The organism is Ensifer sp. ENS06 (assembly GCF_014852205.1).
GTDB classification, from domain to species: domain Bacteria; phylum Pseudomonadota; class Alphaproteobacteria; order Rhizobiales; family Rhizobiaceae; genus Ensifer; species Ensifer adhaerens.
The window spans coordinates 44,569-61,450 of record NZ_JACVBC010000007.1; the positions used below are offsets into that span (position 1 = coordinate 44,569).

The 16,882-nt window shown below is 63.1% G+C and carries 15 protein-coding genes; 9 read left to right on the forward strand and 6 right to left on the reverse strand.

Going from position 1 to position 16,882, the window contains the following annotated elements; genetic code table 11:
* Positions 1-43: 43 nt before the first annotated feature.
* Positions 44-1,633, forward strand: a complete 1,590-nt coding sequence (locus tag IB279_RS22895) for an ABC transporter substrate-binding protein (RefSeq protein WP_060518168.1) — start codon at positions 44-46, stop codon at positions 1,631-1,633.
* 59 nt (positions 1,634-1,692) lie between these two features.
* Here IB279_RS22895 and IB279_RS22900 read toward each other — a convergent pair whose 3' ends face one another.
* From IB279_RS22900 to IB279_RS22915, 4 genes are all read right to left on the reverse strand, one after another.
* On the reverse strand, positions 1,693-2,367 hold the full coding sequence (locus IB279_RS22900) for an HAD family hydrolase (protein ID WP_034799634.1): 675 nt from the start codon (positions 2,365-2,367) through the stop codon (positions 1,693-1,695).
* Positions 2,368-2,480: 113 nt separating this feature from the next.
* Complete coding sequence (locus IB279_RS22905) at positions 2,481-3,152, reverse strand: metallophosphoesterase family protein (protein ID WP_034799633.1); 672 nt, start codon at positions 3,150-3,152, stop codon at positions 2,481-2,483.
* A 214-nt stretch (positions 3,153-3,366) separates the two neighbouring features.
* The gene (locus IB279_RS22910) at positions 3,367-3,738 is read right to left on the reverse strand and encodes a hypothetical protein (protein WP_034799632.1); all 372 of its coding nucleotides are present in this window, start codon (positions 3,736-3,738) and stop codon (positions 3,367-3,369) included.
* A 142-nt stretch (positions 3,739-3,880) separates the two neighbouring features.
* The gene (locus IB279_RS22915; RefSeq protein ID WP_192339835.1) at positions 3,881-5,593 is read right to left on the reverse strand and encodes a phosphoethanolamine transferase; all 1,713 of its coding nucleotides are present in this window, start codon (positions 5,591-5,593) and stop codon (positions 3,881-3,883) included.
* 270 nt (positions 5,594-5,863) lie between these two features.
* Between IB279_RS22915 and IB279_RS22920 the strand changes: the two genes are divergently transcribed.
* From IB279_RS22920 to IB279_RS22955, 8 genes are all read left to right on the forward strand, one after another.
* Positions 5,864-6,538 (forward strand): response regulator transcription factor, encoded by a 675-nt coding sequence (locus IB279_RS22920; RefSeq protein WP_034799630.1) that lies wholly within the window; start codon positions 5,864-5,866, stop codon positions 6,536-6,538.
* Positions 6,535-7,893: a HAMP domain-containing sensor histidine kinase gene (locus tag IB279_RS22925; RefSeq protein WP_192339837.1), complete on the forward strand. Its 1,359-nt coding sequence runs from the start codon at positions 6,535-6,537 to the stop codon at positions 7,891-7,893. The genes IB279_RS22920 and IB279_RS22925 overlap by 4 nt, the downstream gene beginning before the upstream one ends.
* A 169-nt stretch (positions 7,894-8,062) precedes the next feature.
* The gene (locus IB279_RS22930) at positions 8,063-9,229 is read left to right on the forward strand and encodes an HPP family protein (protein WP_192339839.1); all 1,167 of its coding nucleotides are present in this window, start codon (positions 8,063-8,065) and stop codon (positions 9,227-9,229) included.
* A 181-nt stretch (positions 9,230-9,410) separates the two neighbouring features.
* A complete protein-coding gene (locus IB279_RS22935) occupies positions 9,411-10,112 on the forward strand; it encodes a CerR family C-terminal domain-containing protein (RefSeq protein ID WP_089043789.1) in 702 nt (233 codons plus the stop codon).
* Positions 10,109-11,116, forward strand: coding sequence for a secretion protein HlyD (gene hlyD, locus IB279_RS22940; RefSeq protein WP_089043788.1), 1,008 nt, complete (start codon positions 10,109-10,111; stop codon positions 11,114-11,116). Before IB279_RS22935 ends, hlyD begins: the two co-directional genes overlap by 4 nt.
* Positions 11,113-12,843 carry an ATP-binding cassette domain-containing protein gene (locus IB279_RS22945; RefSeq protein WP_089043787.1) on the forward strand — a complete coding sequence of 577 codons (1,731 nt, stop codon included), beginning with the start codon at positions 11,113-11,115 and terminating at the stop codon, positions 12,841-12,843. Before hlyD ends, IB279_RS22945 begins: the two co-directional genes overlap by 4 nt.
* Entirely contained in the window at positions 12,840-13,988 is a 1,149-nt protein-coding gene (locus tag IB279_RS22950) for an ABC transporter permease (protein WP_060518183.1), read from the forward strand. Before IB279_RS22945 ends, IB279_RS22950 begins: the two co-directional genes overlap by 4 nt.
* A 1-nt stretch (position 13,989) precedes the next feature.
* Complete coding sequence (locus tag IB279_RS22955) at positions 13,990-15,102, forward strand: ABC transporter permease (RefSeq protein ID WP_089043786.1); 1,113 nt, start codon at positions 13,990-13,992, stop codon at positions 15,100-15,102.
* Here IB279_RS22955 and IB279_RS22960 read toward each other — a convergent pair whose 3' ends face one another.
* Both IB279_RS22960 and IB279_RS22965 read right to left on the reverse strand, forming a co-directional pair.
* Positions 15,103-15,705 (reverse strand): alpha/beta hydrolase, encoded by a 603-nt coding sequence (locus IB279_RS22960; protein WP_060586237.1) that lies wholly within the window; start codon positions 15,703-15,705, stop codon positions 15,103-15,105.
* Between the two features lie 155 nt (positions 15,706-15,860).
* Positions 15,861-16,790, reverse strand: coding sequence for a VOC family protein (locus tag IB279_RS22965; RefSeq protein WP_060586235.1), 930 nt, complete (start codon positions 16,788-16,790; stop codon positions 15,861-15,863).
* Positions 16,791-16,882: the final 92 nt, after the last annotated feature.

Here is a 16,882-nt window from a genome sequence, read left to right on the forward strand (position 1 = left end):
TACCGGTTACACCGGGTGGGTCTTGCAAGAGAGGGAGTAAGACATGCCAATTGAACTGGAATTCATGAGCAAGCAGGTTGCCGCGGGCCGGCTGTCGCGACGGGAGTTTCTCGGACGGGCCGCGGCACTCGGGATAACCGCCGCCTCGGCGAACCTGCTGCTTGGCCAAGCGGCCCGCGCCGCAGGGCCGGTCAAGGGCGGAACACTCAAGGCGGGCCTCGTCGGCGGGGAATCGACGAACAGCCTGGACCCGGCAACCTGGGCAAGTCAGGTCCCCTACACGCTCGGGCGCTGCTGGGGCGAACAGCTCGTCGAAGTCTCGCCGACGGGCGAGATCGAGTACCGGCTTGCGGAAGCCTACGAGGCGACGCCGGACGCCAAGACCTGGCGCTTCAAGATCCGCAAGGACGTGACCTTCCACAACGGCAAGGAGCTGACCCCGGCCGACGTGGTGGCGACGTTCGAGCGTCATGGCGACGCGGACTCCAAGTCTGCGGCCCTGCCCTTCGTTCAGGACTTCGAGACGATCAAAGTCGATGGCGACAGCGTGGTCATCACGCTGCGCGCGCCCAATGCCGACCTGCCCTATATCGTCAGCGATTACCACCTGATGATCCAGCCGAACGGCGGCAAGGACGACCCGACGGCGGGCATCGGCACCGGCCCCTACAAGGTCGTGTCCAACGAGCCGGGCGTCAAACATATCGCAGAGCGGCACGAAGGTTATTGGGGCTCGGCCGAGCGCGGCCATGCCGATCAGATCGAAATCGCTGTCATCAATGACTCGACCGCTCGAACCGCGGCCCTCCAGAGCGGCCAGATCCACATGATCAACCGCATCGAGCCCAAGGTGGTCGCCCTGATCAGTCGCCTTCCCGGCGTCGTCATACGGAATGTGCCGGGCAAGGGTCACTATGTCTTCATCGCCCATTGCAACACGGCGCCCTTCGACAACAACGACCTGCGCCTGGCGCTGAAATATGCCGTCGACCGCGAGGAGATGGTGGCAAAGGTGCTCGCCGGCTATGGCACCGTCGGCAACGACACGCCGATGATCAAGGGCTATCCGCTGTTCGACAACGATATCGAGCAGCGCGTCTTCGATCCGGACAAGGCGAAGTTCCACTACAAGAAATCCGGGCACAGCGGCTCGGTTCTGCTTCGGACCTCCGATGTCGCCTTTCCCGGCGCTGTCGATGCGGCACAACTCTTCCAGATGAGCGCCGCCAAATGCGGGATCACCATCGACCTGAAGCGCGAACCGGGCGACGGCTACTGGTCGGACGTCTGGAACAAGCAGCCCTTCAGCATGTCCTATTGGACCGGCCGGCCGACGCAGGACCAGGTCTATTCGATCGCCTATCTCTCCAAGGCCGAGTGGAACGATACCCGCTTCCTCCGGGAGGACTTCGACAAGCTGATATTTGCGGCGCGTGGTGAACTCGACAACGCCAAGCGCAAGGCACTCTATCATCAGGCGGCGATGATGCTGCGCGACGAAGGCGGCGTCATCGTACCGATGTTCAACAACTATATCGACGCGACCAACGACAAGGTCGGCGGTTGGATCGACGATCCGAACGGCGAACTGATGGGCGGGCACGCGCTGACGAAATGCTGGCTCAACGCCTAAACCAGCGACGCGAATGACGGGAGGTCCGCACGCGGCCTCCCGTTCTCATCGACGGGTTTTCAAGCGGTACGGCGCAGTGATACCGTGCCGTCTGTTGCGCGCTCCACCGCGATGTCGTGGTAGCGGGCAAGCGTCATGTGCGGCGTTCCCTCGGCGGCCGCATGCGCACCGGTGACGACGACGACATCGGCCCCGGCTGCGAGCCCGGCCAGAATTCCGGCCGGCGCGTCCTCGAACACCAGGCAATCCTCCGCACGCACGCCCAGCCGCTCGGCCGCCATCCGGTAGCCCTGTGGATCGGGCTTGCCGATGGAAACATCCTCACCGGTGATCATCAGTTGGGGCATCGGAATGCCGGCGGCCGCGAGACGGCGCACGGCGAGATCCAGCGGCGCGGACGTCACGATCGCCCACCTTTCCGGCGGCAGAGAATTCAGGAAATCAACCGCACCGGGGATCTCGACAATACCTTCAACGTCGGCGATCTCGGCCAGCGCCAGGTCGTAGGCTTCCTTCTCCGGATCGATGTCCGGCAGCTCGAGATTGCGGATCGTATCGACGGCGCGCACGCCATGTACGGTTTTGGTAAACTCGACTGGGTCGAGACCATTGCGCTCCGCCCATGCGCCCCAGACACGCTCGACCACGGCCATGGAGTTCAGCAACGTGCCATCCATATCGAACAGGAGGGCAGCAAAATTCTTCGTGAAAACGGATGAAGGCGCGGCGTCCAAGGCAATCCCCTGAGATGATGAGACGGGCGGCAAAGGCTTCGCCCAGCGGAGAAGCCACACCTACTACCGGAGAGCCGCCCGCACAATGCCATTTACGCCACCGATGCCAACGCTCACTCGACGCGCCAGGCAGCCTTGCTCGCCGTCAGGAAGTCGATCGGCCCGCCCGCCTGATCGTCGTCGAAGATGGCGCAGGAGAGGATGCCGCTGAACACCGCGCCGGAATCGACATTGGTGCGGTTTCCGACCGTGCGCGGATTGGCCGTGCTCGGCGTGTGGCCATGACAAAGGTGCCGGCCCCAGTACTCGCCGGAATAGTCGTCGGGCGGCCGGATCCAGAGGAAAACCCCGTCGTCCTGTTGTTCCAGCGGCCGCGTGTCGTCGACGCCCGCATGAACGAAAATGCGAAAGCGCTCGACCAGGATCGTCGGCAGCTCCTTGATCCATTTCAGGTGCCGCCCGGGAACCGTGCCGTCATAGGAGATCAGCGTCTCGCGGCCACCGTTGACCAGCCACCAGTCGACATCGCTTTCACCACTGCTGGCACCCCAAAGCATTTCCTCGTGGTTGCCCTTGAGGGTCAGCCAGGTCCAGCCGGGCTTCGTCGGACCAGCCATGATCAGTTCAATGACGGCGCGGCTGTCCGGCCCCCGGTCGATCAGGTCGCCGAGAAAGATCACCCGCCCCGTTGGCGCATAGTCTTCGATTTCATCCAGCAGCGCGCGCAGCTGGTCGAGGCAGCCGTGAATATCGCCGACGGCGAACGTCAGATGCCGGACGGCCATGCATTCACTCTCCAAATTCCGATAGCGGGCGCCGGCCGGTTCGAGGCCGAAAATATCGCCAGATCAAGGCGCTATAACATGCCTTTTGCGGAAAGGATGCAAGATGCGGCGGCCGCGACGCGGACCCGTGCGACAATTAAGAATGAGGGCCGCCGTGTAAGGAGCCACGGGCGAGATGCCCGCACTTGGGAGCCACTATTGTGCCGTCCTGATGTCAGCGTCGGGAATGACCCTTGGCGATGGTCGAGCTGGCGATCGACACCGGGTCGCTTGCCGGAAAAGTATCCTCGAGTCCTTCGTCGAGTTGCTCTTCCATCGCATCGCGATCATGCGCCCGGCGCGCGTTCGGCAGGGTGCCGCGACGCACCCCTGCCTGGTCGCCGGCGGCCGCGACCGTTTCGTCGGCCGCAATGGCCGCATGCAGAATTTCCTTTGCCTTCGCGATCGCGTTCAGCCGGTTAAGGGATCCGGCCTTGTCCTGGGGACACATCACTGTCACCACCTCATCGCCGTCGCCTATGAATTCGACGGTGAACCCTGAGCGACCGGCTCTTTCGGCAGTGACCTGCAGGCCGACGATGCGCATCGGACCTCTCCTTCCTTGGGCTGTCCCGAAGGGCCGAGGCCGCGTTGGCCGCCTCGGCCGTGGCCGGAACGAAATCGGGGTGTGTTTTCAAGGAAGCGTCGAGGCCGGGTTTTGTTCCGACCGTGGGCAAATTTACGGGCCGTTAAAGGGCGCCTGGAAACCCTGAGGAACGCACGGGGCTTGCCGGCAAGTCGTTGGTCGTATCCGCGGCCTGGAACGCCGCCCCGCCGCCCGGCTTCTTCGTGCAGCTCGCAAAGGCATCAAGGCCCGGCTTGTAGACCTTGGTCTCGACATTCATCATGCCGAGCACGGTATGAAACAGGTTGTCGTGGGATTTCGGCTGCGCCGTATCCTTGGCGAGGCACGCCGTATCGACACCCATTGCCGCCTGGTAGGGCTTCGAGAACCACGCAATAAACGGCACCTGCGTCTGTTCGCGCGGGGCGATGGCATAGGGCGCGCCGTGCAGATAGATGCCGTTCTCGCCGAGCGACTCGCCGTGATCGGACATATAGATCATCGCGCCCGCGATCTGGTCCTGATGCTTTTCCAGCAACCGGGCGACACTCGCCACCACGTAGTCGGTGTAGAGGATCGTGTTGTCATAGGCGTTCGTGATTTCTTCAACCGAACACTTCATCAGTTCGGGCGTGCGGCAATCGGGCGTGAAACGCCGGAACTTCTCGGGATAGCGCAGGTAATAGGACGGTCCGTGGCTGCCGAGTTGGTGGAGTACGATCACGCTGTTCTTCTTGGTCGCCGAGAGCTTCTTGTCGAGCTCGCCGAGGAAGATCTCGTCCAGGCATTCCCCGTTTTTGCAGAGCGGGCTGTTCTTCTGGTCGGTCATGCTGGCGAAGTTGATGAGGTCGGCAATGCCCTTGCTTCCGGTGTTGTTGTCCCACCAGGTGGTCGAAACTCCGGCGCGCGTCAGCACGTTCATGAGGTTTTCCGTCGAGCGAGCCTTCCAGTCGCTGTACTCATCACGCGGGTAGACGGAGAACATGCAGGGGAGCGACGTTGCCGTCGCCGTGCCGCAGCTCGTGGTGTCGGTGTAGTTGACGACGCCCAGAGCCTTGAGTTCCGGATTGGTCTCGCGCCCATAGCCGTTCAGCGAGAAGTTCATCGCGCGCGCGGTTTCGCCGGCAACGACGACGACAACCACGGGCTTGCCGGCAGCTTCAATCCGCGCACCCTGTCGGGCATCGGTTGCGAGTGGCTGCACGACGATGTTGCGCTGCTTATAGGTCGAGGATGCATATCGCACGGCAGCCGAAACCGGCCCCGTCGGGTTGAACCGCTTCATCAGGTCCTTGTGTTCGCGGATCACGTAGGCGACGTTTGCAAAGTTCGCGTAGACCAGACCCCCGCTGACGAGGAGGCAGGGAATGATCACCGCCAGGTTGACCGCAGCATTCGACAGGAAGGGCCGGTAGCGGAGCTTGAACCAGATCACCAGCATCGACGGAAGTACCCCGTAAAGCAGCAGATGCGTCGCCAGACTGCCGGTCAGGAGGTGGCTGGCTTCGGCCTGCGTCGTCACCGCCGCGTTGCCGATCATGTCCTTGTCGATGATGACGCCGAAAGTATCGATGAAGTAGGAGGCGGCGGCCGATACCATGATCAGGAAGATCATCACCGGCTTCATCACATATTTGACGGAGGCCAGCGTCAGGCCTGCGAAGGTCAGCAGACACAGAGCCGCGCTGAAAGACAGACGCGCCGTGAGGGAATCGTCGAAATAGGCGACCGTGTGTGTCCAGAAGGATTTGTTGGTGGCAAGGAGCAGATAGGCACTGACAAGAGCGCTGAGCGCAATACTGCCGATTTCGGGGCGGCGAATACCTGAAAATCTCAAAACTGTAGTCTCCTGCGGTGACTGCAAGAGCGCCTGGGAAGGGCGTTGCAGGCACGGGCATTCAATCGAGATGGAGGCCGCGTGGCGGCCACCTGCTAGGTTGCAGCCTCCCCCTCAGCCGTTGAGATACGACGGACAAGCTGTCCAAACCCCGTCAAGATTGCTCATTGTTGCGCCGATACGCGCGCTGGTAGGTGTCGCGCAGGCAGTTGGCAGTCCCGGCGAAAGCCCATATGGTCGGCGGTGGCCCTGTAATATCGAGACGAATCAATGCGCCTGCTCCTGGTCGAAGACAGTCCGCGACTGGTTGAACTGGTCGGTGAAACCATGCGGGATGCGGGCTGGCGCCTCGATGCGGTTTCAAGCGTGGCCGATGCCGAAACGGCGATCGCGGCGCGCGAGCATGACCTGGTGCTGCTTGACCTCGGGCTGCCCGATGGCGACGGCCTGTCGCTGCTTCGCCGCGTCCGCCTGGAGTATCCCGGGCTGCCGGTGCTGATCATCACGGCCAAGGGCTCTGTCGACGAGCGCATCGCCGGGCTCGACGCCGGGGCCGACGACTATCTCGTAAAACCGTTCCACCATCGCGAGCTGCTGTCGCGCTGTCGCGCGATGCTGCGGCGCAATCCCCAGGCCGTACAGCCGGTACTGGAAGCTGGGACATTGCGCTACGACCCGGCAACCGCCGACCTCACCTGCGACGGCACGGTGGTGCCTTTGCCGCCGCGCGAGCGGTCGTTGATCGAGATCCTGATGCGCGAGGTCGGTCGCGTCGTGCCGAAGCGGAAGCTCGAAACGGCCCTTTCGGAATATGGCCAGGAAGTCACTCCCAATGCCCTGGAACTGGCTGTTTCAAGGGTGCGCAAACGCCTGCAGCCGCTCGATAGCGGCGTTCAGATCGAGACGGTGCGCGGCATCGGCTACCTCCTCAGGCAAGCTCCATGAGGAGCCGAAACCCTTCCCTGATCGGTATCGTAGCCCGCCGCATCATCGCCTTCTCGCTGTTGGCCATGGCGATCCAGATCGGCGTCGTCTTCGCCGACTACTGGTTCGACGACGACAAGCTGAGCGTGCTCATGCTGCAGCAGGAAACCCAAAACCTGATCGAGTATGTCCAGGTGCGTGACGGCGTGGCGCGTTACGAGCCCAATCGCGACGTGCGCGAACGCTATCTCGACCGGTCCGACGACAACGGCGCGATTTTCCTGCGTATCCGCACTGCGTCCGGCGAGATGATCCATTCGAACTGCACGGCCGAATGTGCCCAGCACTTCCTGCCGCTCAACGTCGACGCGCCGCAATTCTGGAAACGCCTGATCGCGCCGGGCAAACCTTTCAGCGTTGCCGGCGGCCAGACTTTCGAACGGGGCGGCCTGGTCGTCCTGGTCGAACTCGCGATCCTCAACGATCCGAACGGCTTCATGTACGGCGCCTTGCTGCACGAGATGTTCGATTCGATGATCGTGCCGATGACGCTAATGTTCTGTCTCGTGATCGGCGCGACGATCTGGTCGGTGCGCAGCGCCTTGCGGCCGGTCGCCATGGCCGCGCAGGCCGCCGACGCCCTCGACCCGCGCGACAGCAATGCGCGCCTGCCGTTGACGCGGATGCCGCAGGAAATCGCCCGTCTCGTCACCGCAGTCAATCGGATGCTGACCCGGGTTGCCGATCTCATCCAGTCGCAAAAGCTGTTCTCGTCGTCGATCGCCCATGAAATCCGCACACCGGTGTCGATCGCCAAGATGGAACTGAGCCGCATCGACGACCCGCGGGCGCGCAATGCGGAGCGCGACCTGGACGCACTCACCCATATTCTGGAGCAGTTGACCTCGCTCGCGCGCGCCGATGCCGTCGATCCCTCCGCCTACCAGCGCACCAGCCTGTCTCAGATCGGCGCCGCCGTTGCGGAGGCGATTGCACCTTTCGTCTTCGACCACGACAAGTCCCTCGAATTCGTAGACGAAGGCACGCCACAGATAACCGCCATTCCGGCGCTCGTCCAAAACATGCTGCGCAACCTCATCGAGAACGCCGTCAAGCACAACCCGCCGGGAACCCGGATCGTCCTGACCTGTGGCCCCGGCCCGGTCGTCTCTGTCGAGGATGACGGCAAGGGGCTGATAGACCTTCCGGAGCACAACGAAGACCTCGGCTATGTAAAAAGCTCCGGGCAGCTCGGCCTCGGCCTGAAGATCGTGCGGCGTATCAGCGAATTGCACCAGGCAACCGTCGCGGTCGATACGACGCCTGGCCGTGGCACCCGGTTCTCGATCGATTTTTCCGCCGCCCTGTCGGGCTGACGAGCCCGACGACAGGGACAGCACGCGCCCGCGTGTGCATCGCACATTTTTTAGGCGCGATGCATATATTTCAATCCAACGCCGGTTTTTGGATGCGGATTTCATGCCCAATGCTGCGCCATGTGCTAATGGCGTGCCCAAGTCCGTACCTCACCTCCCGAGAGGCTCCATGTCGAAGGCCCGCGCGTACATCAAGCGTTTCATCCCATCGCTCGTTCCGATCAGCCATCTGGAACGCCTGCGTGCGTCTTTGGGCGCTCTTCTTGGCATCCTGCTTACCGGCTTGATCAGCAGCTATGCCCTCGGGGCGGGCGCCAGCCTGCCGCTGCTGATCGCGCCAATGGGCGCCTCGGCCGTCCTTCTCTTTGCCGCCCCGGCGAGCCCGCTCGCCCAGCCCTGGTCGATCGTCGGCGGCAACACCATCTCTTCGCTGATCGGCGTGACCGCGGCGTTGCTGATCCCGGATCCGGTCGTCGCAGCCGCAGTCGCCGTCGGGCTCGCCATCGCGATCATGCTGCTGCTCGGCTGCCTTCATCCGCCGAGCGGGGCGGTTGCGCTGACCGCCGTGCTCGGTGGCCCGGCGATCCACGAGGCGGGCTACTGGTTCGTCCTGTCTCCGGTCGCCATCAATTCGGTCGTCATCCTCTTGATCGCGCTGGCGTTCAACAACCTGACCGGTCGCCGCTACCCGCATCTTGCGCAGGCGCCGACGCTGCATGGAACGAGCGACCCCGCGCCGACGCACAGGCTCGGCATCGTCCCCGAAGACCTGCAGGCCGTTCTCGCCCAATATGGTGAAGTGGTCGACGTCAGTCCCGAAGAGCTCGACGCGTTGATCCACCAGGCGCAGATCCGCGCCTTCAACCGCCGCTCCGGCGAAATCACCTGCGCCGAGATCATGTCGCGCGACGTCGCCACGGCCACGCCCGAGACGACCTTGCGCCAGGCCTGGCAGACCCTGATCAAGCATCACATCAAGGCGCTACCGGTCGTGACTGAAAAGGACGGCCTCGTCGGTATCGTCACGCAAACCGATTTCATGAAACACGCGATGCTCACGCCGCAGGGCGGCATCCGCCAGCGGCTCGGAAACGTTATCGGCTTCGGGCCGAAAACACCACGGCTCGTATCCGACATCATGACCCGCAAGGTGCAATCCGCCCTGCCGGAAACCATGATCGCCAAACTCGTGCCGCCGATGTCCGACATGGGGCTGCACCATATGCCCGTGGTCGATCCGGATAACCGGCTGCTCGGCGTCGTCACCCAATCGGATCTCATCGCCGCCCTCTTTCAGCGCCGCCTCGAACGGGGCGAAGAGCGAGACGTCGCTTAGGCCAAAAAGGTTCACCGGAGGTTCCTCGCCCGCAAAATAGAGCGCCACAGCAAAACCGCTGTGCGCCTTTGCGCGACTCGCTTTCTGCAACACGACCTCATCGAACCAAGGCATGTCGTCATCCGTCGCGTAAATTCATTCGATTGACTTAATCAATGGAATGATGTAATTTCAGTATGCCATGAAAAAAGAAACCTCGCCCCGTCCGACCAAGCAGGACCGCGGAGATGTCACCCGCGAGAAACTGCTGACCAGTTCCATCGACGTCTTTGGCCGCTACGGCTTTGACGGCGCAACCACTCGCATGCTCGCCGAAACGGCAGGCGTGAACCTCCAGGCAATCCCCTATTACTTCGGCGGCAAGGAAGGCCTCCATATCGCCGCTGCGGAGCACCTTGCCTCGATCATCATCGACCACGTCGCAGACCTTCGAAACGCGGTTCTTGCTCGCCTTGCCCACCTCGACAGCCAAGGCCAGCCGTTGGAACCCCGGGAAGCCCGCGACATGCTCACCCAGCTGGCGCAGCACATGGTCGCCCTCTTCGTGAGCCGTCAGTCCGAAAGCTGGGCGCGCTTCATCATCCGCGAACAGATGGAGCCGACGGAAGCCTTTGAGCGCGTCTATTCCAACGTCATGGGCCCGATGATCGGCATGGCCGGCAGGCTGGTTGCCACCATCCTTGGCGAGCCTCCTCAATCGGAACATGTCCGGCTGAAAACCCTGTCCTTCGTCGGCAGCATCCTGGTCTTCCGCATGGCCCACGCAGCCGTGCTTCGGCAGATGAAATGGCAGGCGGTCGGTCCTGACGAGCTCGACCTCTTGCGCCGACATGCTGCCGAGCTGGTCGCGGCCATTGGAAGCAAGCGGGAGGACCGATCATGAACAAGCCAGCAGCAGCCCTTGTATTGCTTGCCGGCGCCGCGGCCAGTGCCTGGTGGTTCGACGTGCCGCAGCGGCTCGGCTGGATCGGCACGGAGCAGACCTCGGTGCTCTACGGCAATGTCGACATTCGGCAGGTTTCACTCGGCTTCCGCGTCAGCGGCCGCATCGCAAGCCTTGGCGTCGACGAAGGAGACGTGGTCAAGCCCGGGGACGTTCTGGCGACGCTGGACGCCGTCCCGTTCGAGCAGGCGGTCGCCGCGGCGCAGGCCGATCTCGGTGCGCTCAGGGCCAACCTTGCAAAACTGAGGGCGGGGGCACGCCCGACCGAGATCGCCCAGGCGCGCGCGACCCATGAGGAACGTCTGGCCGATCTCGAAAACGCCAATCTCGCTTATGAACGCGCCCGGCAATTGCGCCCGAACGGCACCATCTCCCAGGCCAATCTCGACGAGGCGAATGCCAACAGGGCGGCAGCGGCAGCGCGCGCCACCTCCGCCCGCGAGGCCTTGGCGCTCATCGAAGAGGGAAGCCGGATCGAGGATATTGAAGCCGCCCAGGCGCAGGTGCTTGCCGCCGAAGCCAAGCTCGAAAGCGCCCGCACCTCGCTTGCCGATACCCAACTGTTCGCGCCGAGCGCCGGCACGGTCCTGTCGCGGGTGCGCGAGGCTGGTGCCATCGTCGCGCCTTCCGACACCGTCTACGTCGTCTCGCTGAACGAACCCGTCTGGGTGCGCGCCTATGTGGCGGAACCGGACCTTGGCCGGGTGCATCCCGGCATGGCCGTCGAGGTCACGTCCGACAGCGCCCCGGACCACCGCTACAAGGCGAAGGTCGGGTTCATTTCACCGGTCGCCGAATTCACGCCCAAGTCGGTGGAAACGCCGGAACTGCGCACCGATCTCGTTTACCGCCTGCGCATCGTGGTCGACAAGCCGGGCCCCGATCTCCGGCAGGGCATGCCCGTGACCGTGCATCTGCCGGAAAAGGCTGGAGCCGCGCAATGAGCGACGAGGTGCCGTTCGTTCGCATCGCGGATGTGGTCAAGCGCTTCGGCGATGCCCCGCCGGCGCTCGACCATATCGCTGGCGAAATCTTGGGCGGGCGGATCACCGGGCTCGTCGGCCCGGATGGCGCCGGAAAGACCACGCTGATCCGTCTGATGACCGGGCTGATGGTGCCGGACGAAGGCAAGGTCGAGGTTCTCGGTTTCGATACGGTGGCGAATGCTGCCGATATCCAGGCGGCCATCGGCTACATGCCGCAACGCTTCGGCCTCTATGAGGACCTTTCCGTTCAGGAAAACCTCAATCTCTACGCCGATCTGCGCGGCCTGCCGCTTGGCGAGCGCGCAGCGACCTTCGACGAACTGCTCGAATTTACCGACCTCAAGCGTTTCACCACCCGCCTTGCCGGCAAGCTCTCCGGCGGCATGAAGCAGAAGCTTGGCCTTGCCTGCGCCCTGCTGCGCAAGCCGAGGCTGCTTCTCCTCGACGAACCGGGCGTCGGCGTCGACCCGATCTCGCGCCGAGATCTCTGGAAGATGGTCGAAAACCTGACGAAGGAAGGCATCGGCGTCGTCTGGTCTACGGCCTATCTGGACGAGGCGGAGGCCTGCGACAGCGTTCTGCTCTTGAACGAAGGCAAGCTCCTGTTCACGGGCAGTCCCGCCGAATTGACCGCCAGGGTTGCCGATCGCGTCTTCAAGGTTTCCGGCATTACCCATGGGCGGCGCCAGAAGCTCGCAAGCTATCTCGACGACGACGATGTCGTCGACGGGGTCATCCAGGGCGAAGCGATCCGCCTGGTCATGAAGCCAGGGACCAAACCGCCATCCCCGGGCGGACATTCGTCCGCATCGGGCGTGGCGACCACCACGCCACGTTTCGAGGATGCGTTCATCGACATGCTCGGCGGCGGCCCCGGCGGCCGCTCCAAGCTCGCGGAAACCCAGACCCCCTTCCCGACCGACGACGAACGGCCGGTCATCGAAGCGCGCGGACTGACGAAACGCTTCGGCGATTTCACCGCCGCGGATGCGATCGCCTTCGACATACCACGCGGCCAGATCTTCGGGCTCTTAGGCCCGAACGGCGCCGGCAAATCCACGACCTTCAAGATGCTGTGCGGGCTGTTGAAGCCCACAGCCGGCGAAGGCCGCGTCGCCGGTTTCGATCTACGGCGAGACGCAGCGGAAGCACGCAACCGGCTGGGCTACATGGCGCAAAAATTCTCGCTCTACGGCGATTTGAGCGTCGGCCAGAACCTCAGCTTCTTTGCCGGCGTCTACGGTCTTGCCGGCGCGCGCAAACGCGAACGCATCCAGTTGATGACGGAAATCTTCGGCTTCGCCCGCCTGCTCGACATGTCGGCGAAAGATCTGCCGCTCGGCCTCAAGCAGCGTCTGGCACTCGCCTGCGCCGTATTGCACGAACCGGAAGCGCTGTTTCTCGACGAACCGACCTCCGGCGTCGACCCCATCACCCGGCGCGAATTCTGGACCCACATCAACGGCCTTGTCGAAAAGGGCGTCACCGTACTCGTCACCACCCACTTCATGGACGAAGCCGAATATTGCGACCGCATTTCGCTGATTTATCGCGGCCGGTCGATCGCGCTCGGCTCACCGGACGAATTGAAGGCGCAGGTCGCTAGCCCCGAGCTTCCGGACCCGACGATGGAGGATGCCTTCATCGCTCTGGTTCAAGGCTCGGAGGAGAAGGAGGCCGCATGAGCGCGCGCGCCGCAACGACCGAGGGCCGGGCCACGAGAGCCAGACGCTTTGCCGCGTTGGTGCGCAAGGAAAGCTATCAGATCGTTCGCGACCCGAGCAGCATCCTGATCGCCTTCGTGCTGCCGATGATCCTCCTGTTTCTCTTCGGCTATGGTGTTTCGCTCGACACGACGCAGACCCGCATCGGCCTCGTCGTCGAAGAAGAGGCCCCGCTGACGCGCGATCTTGCTGCGGGATTTCAGGCCTCGCGTTATTTCACGGTGGCGGTCGGTCGGGACCGCCGCGAGTTCGAGGAAGACCTAGTGCTTGGCCGGGTCCGCGGCATCGTTGTAATCCCCAAGAGCTTCGTGGCCGACTACTCGGCCGGTCGGCACCCCGCCTTGCAGGTGCTCGTCGACGGCTCCGATCCCAACACCGCGAACTTCGTCCAGAACTATGCGCAGGCGACCGTAGCCAATTGGGAGCGCCAGCGGTTGAGCGACAGCGCCGGCCGGCCGCCGGCGATCTCGGCCGAGCAGCGCTTCTGGTTCAACCCGGAGCTGACCAGCCGGAACTTCCTGGTGCCGGGCTCGATCGCCATCGTCATGACGCTGGTCGGGACGCTGCTCACCTCGCTCGTCGTTGCACGTGAATGGGAGCGCGGCACGATGGAGGCGATGATGGCGACGCCGGTTTCGGCAGCCGAACTCCTTGCCGGCAAGCTGCTGCCCTATTTTATTCTCGGGCTCACCTCGATGACGCTCTGCGTCCTCCTTGCCGTCTTCCTCTTCGGCGTTCCTTTTCGCGGCTCGGTCGCAGCGCTCTACGCGCTGTCAGCGACTTTCCTGATGCCGGCGCTCGGTCAGGGCCTGTTGATTTCGGCGGCGACCAAGAACCAATTCCTCGCCTCGCAGCTCGCGCTGATTTCGGCGTTTCTTCCGGCCTTTCTGCTTTCGGGATTTCTCTTCGAGATCAATTCGATGCCGACGGTCATCCAGTGTATCACCTTTATCGTGCCGGCGCGCTATCTGATCCCGAGCCTGCAGACGGTGTTTCTGGCTGGCGACATCTGGCCGATGTTCGGCAAGTCCATTGCCGCCATGCTCCTGATCGGCAGCGTGTTCTTCGCGCTCGCCGCCCGCAGTACCCGCAAGAGGATCGGCTGACATGTGGTGGACGAGACTGAAGGCCCTGATCGTCAAGGAGTTGCTGGCGGTGCTGCGCGACCCCAAGGGGCGCACCGTGCTGATCGTACCGCCGATCCTGCAGCTTCTGGTGTTCTCCTACGCTGCGACGCTGGAGGTCACGAATGTCGACGTGCTGGTGCTGAACCGCGACAACGGCCACTGGAGCCAGGATCTGATCGAGGGGATCGACGGCTCGCCAACCTTCCGAAGCATCCGCTTCACCGACAGTCAGCAGAAGGTGCGCCTGGCGATCGACACCCAGCAGGTCATTGCGGCGATCGAAATCGGCCCCACCTTCTCGCGCGATATCGAGGCCGGCCGGCCGGCGGAGGTGCAGGTCATCCTCGACGGCCGCCGCTCCAATGCGTCGCAGATCGTCTCCGGTTATCTCGGCCGTATCGTCGGCACGCTTGCCGCCGAGACGCCCGCCGGCAAGCGCATGGCATCGGGGGCGGTCACCGTCGTTGCCCGCAACTGGTTCAATCCAAACCTTACCTACCAGTGGTTCATGGTTCCGAACCTCGTCGCCAGCATCGCATTGTTGATCGGTCTTATTGTCACGGCGCTATCGATCGCGCGCGAACGGGAGCTCGGCACTTTCGATCAACTGATGGTCTCGCCGCTTCGAACCCACGAGATCCTGATCGGCAAGCTGATCCCGCCGATGATGATCGGCCTCTTCCACATCACCATTTACATCCTGGCGGCCGTATTCATCTTCGGCGTGCCGCTGCGCGGCTCGCTGCTTTTGCTCTACGGCAGCGCGGTGTTCTACCTCGCCTCCGTCGTCGGCCTCGGCCTGTTCATTTCTGCCCTGTCGATGACGCAGCAGCAGGCGATCCTCGGCGCGTTCCTGTTCATGGTGCCGGCGATGCTGCTTTCGGGTTTCGCCACGCCGATCGAGAACATGCCCTCCTGGCTGCAGCCGATCACCTATGTCAATCCGCTGCGCTACTTCCTCGTGATCGTGAAGGGCGTGTTCCTCAAGGACATTCCGGCGGTCGAGGTGGCGCGACAGACGATCCCATTGTTTCTGATCGCCATCGTCACCCTCTCGGCCGCCTCCTGGCTCTTCCGTCGCCGGCTGGAGTGATCAATCCTTCAGGAAGCGCGCGATCGCCGCGATTTCATTCTGGCGGATGTCGTGCCCGCCCGAATGCCACTCGATCTCGCTTGCCGCGCCCTGCCCCTGGAAAAAGTCCGCGAGCGCCTGGGTCAGCGGTGCCGGGCAGATGGGGTCACGCTCGCCGGCGGTGATCAGGACGCCACGCCCCTTCAGCCCCGCACTGTCCTTCGGGCGGAACGGGATCAAGGGATGCATCAGCACCGCCTTGTCGAAAACACCACCTTCGATCAGCACATTGGCAAGGATGTTCGCGCCGTTGGAATAACCAAGGCCGATCACCTGAGAAGCCTGATGCTCCGTAGCCAGCGCCTTGACGAAGCCCGTCATCTTTTCGGTGGCGCGAGCAAGGTCGGCCATATCGTAGACACCCTCGCCGGTGCGCTTGAAGAAGCGTGCGGCGCCAAATTCCGAAACGTCGCCTCGTGGCGAAACGATCGTCGCGTCGGGCAGCAACTCGGATGCGAAAGTGAAGAACTGGTTCTCGTCACCGCCGGTCCCGTGGAACACGAAGAAAATCGGCTGGCCGGGCTTTCCGGCCTTCAGCTTGTGAACATAGCCATGATCTACCATTTTTGTCTCCTGGGGCAGGCCTCCGACGGGTCGAAGCCTCGTGCGAACCTGCCTGATTTCAAAGCGTTGGCTTCACGGTTTCGACGAAACTGTGAACCGACCTGTGCAAGATCGGGTAGCGAAGGCTCGCCGCGGCGGCGAGCCTTCTTGGCGTCTTAGTCGATCTTCTGCAGGTGATTTTCGAGGATCGGGCGCAGGTGCTTGTGCTGCTGCGGCAGCTTCAGCGCCTCGCCGAGATGGGCGAGGTCCTCGTCCCGGTCGAAGCCAGGCTCGTTTGTCGCGATCTCGAACAGGACGCCGCCCGGCGTGCGGAAATAGATCGCCCAGAAGTAATCGCGGTCGATGACCGGCGTCACCTGATAGCCCGTGTCCATCAGTGCCTTGCGCACCTCGAGTTGCTTTTCGCGGTTATCGACCGCGAAGGCGATGTGGTGCACCGAGCCGGCCCCTTGCGAGGCGCGGCCGATATTCGGCATCGTTTCGAGGTCGATGACGCGGGCATCGTTGCCGCCGGGCACGATTAGACGAGTTACACCATCCTTGCGGTCAAGTTCTTCGTAGCCCATGAACTTCAGAAGTTCCGCCGTCGCACCTTCGTCACGTAGGCGCAGTGCTGCCGAATGGAACCCGCGGATCGCATGATCAGCGGAAATGCCGCCTTCCGTCCAGGGCGTGCGCCCATCGTCCCTGACCTCGACAAGCGCAAAGCCGTCACCATCAGGGCCGGCAAAGTTCAGGCGGTTTTCACCGAAGGTTTCTTCATCCTTGAGACCGGTGGCGCCGAGCGTCGCCAGCCGCTCTTTCCAGAAACCGAGCGAACCTTCGGGCACGGAGAAGACGGTGGTTCCGACTTCGCCAGTACCGGCGCGGCCACGCGGCATCTGCGGGAACGGGAAATAGGTCATGACGGTACCAGGCGTGCCGGCTTCGTCGCCGTAATAGAGGTGGTAGACATCCGGCGAGTCGAAGTTGACCGTCTTCTTGACACGGCGCAGGCCGAGCGACTTGGTGAAGAACAGGTTGTTCTCGCGTGCATCGTCCGCCATCGAAGTGACGTGATGCAGACCCTTGATCTGATTGAGCATTGCCGTGATCCTTTCTCTCCGGCGCCACCGGGCGCTCCGTTGGGTCTTAGATGCGCCTATCCGCTCCTCGGCGAAAGACGGCCGCAACCAAA

What these genes read in the sequence shown, in the direction of transcription:
- hlyD (WP_089043788.1), top strand. Translation starts at nt 10,109, where the DNA reads ATGAACAAGCCAGCAGCAGCCCTTGTATTGCTTGCCGGCGCCGCGGCC.
- IB279_RS22960 (WP_060586237.1), bottom strand. Translation starts at nt 15,705, where the DNA reads ATGGTAGATCATGGCTATGTTCACAAGCTGAAGGCCGGAAAGCCCGGC.
- IB279_RS22905 (WP_034799633.1), bottom strand. Translation starts at nt 3,152, where the DNA reads ATGGCCGTCCGGCATCTGACGTTCGCCGTCGGCGATATTCACGGCTGC.
- IB279_RS22965 (WP_060586235.1), bottom strand. Translation starts at nt 16,790, where the DNA reads ATGCTCAATCAGATCAAGGGTCTGCATCACGTCACTTCGATGGCGGAC.
- IB279_RS22935 (WP_089043789.1), top strand. Translation starts at nt 9,411, where the DNA reads ATGAAAAAAGAAACCTCGCCCCGTCCGACCAAGCAGGACCGCGGAGAT.
- IB279_RS22955 (WP_089043786.1), top strand. Translation starts at nt 13,990, where the DNA reads ATGTGGTGGACGAGACTGAAGGCCCTGATCGTCAAGGAGTTGCTGGCG.
- IB279_RS22895 (WP_060518168.1), top strand. Translation starts at nt 44, where the DNA reads ATGCCAATTGAACTGGAATTCATGAGCAAGCAGGTTGCCGCGGGCCGG.
- IB279_RS22920 (WP_034799630.1), top strand. Translation starts at nt 5,864, where the DNA reads ATGCGCCTGCTCCTGGTCGAAGACAGTCCGCGACTGGTTGAACTGGTC.
- IB279_RS22945 (WP_089043787.1), top strand. Translation starts at nt 11,113, where the DNA reads ATGAGCGACGAGGTGCCGTTCGTTCGCATCGCGGATGTGGTCAAGCGC.
- IB279_RS22950 (WP_060518183.1), top strand. Translation starts at nt 12,840, where the DNA reads ATGAGCGCGCGCGCCGCAACGACCGAGGGCCGGGCCACGAGAGCCAGA.
- IB279_RS22930 (WP_192339839.1), top strand. Translation starts at nt 8,063, where the DNA reads ATGTCGAAGGCCCGCGCGTACATCAAGCGTTTCATCCCATCGCTCGTT.
- IB279_RS22925 (WP_192339837.1), top strand. Translation starts at nt 6,535, where the DNA reads ATGAGGAGCCGAAACCCTTCCCTGATCGGTATCGTAGCCCGCCGCATC.
- IB279_RS22910 (WP_034799632.1), bottom strand. Translation starts at nt 3,738, where the DNA reads ATGCGCATCGTCGGCCTGCAGGTCACTGCCGAAAGAGCCGGTCGCTCA.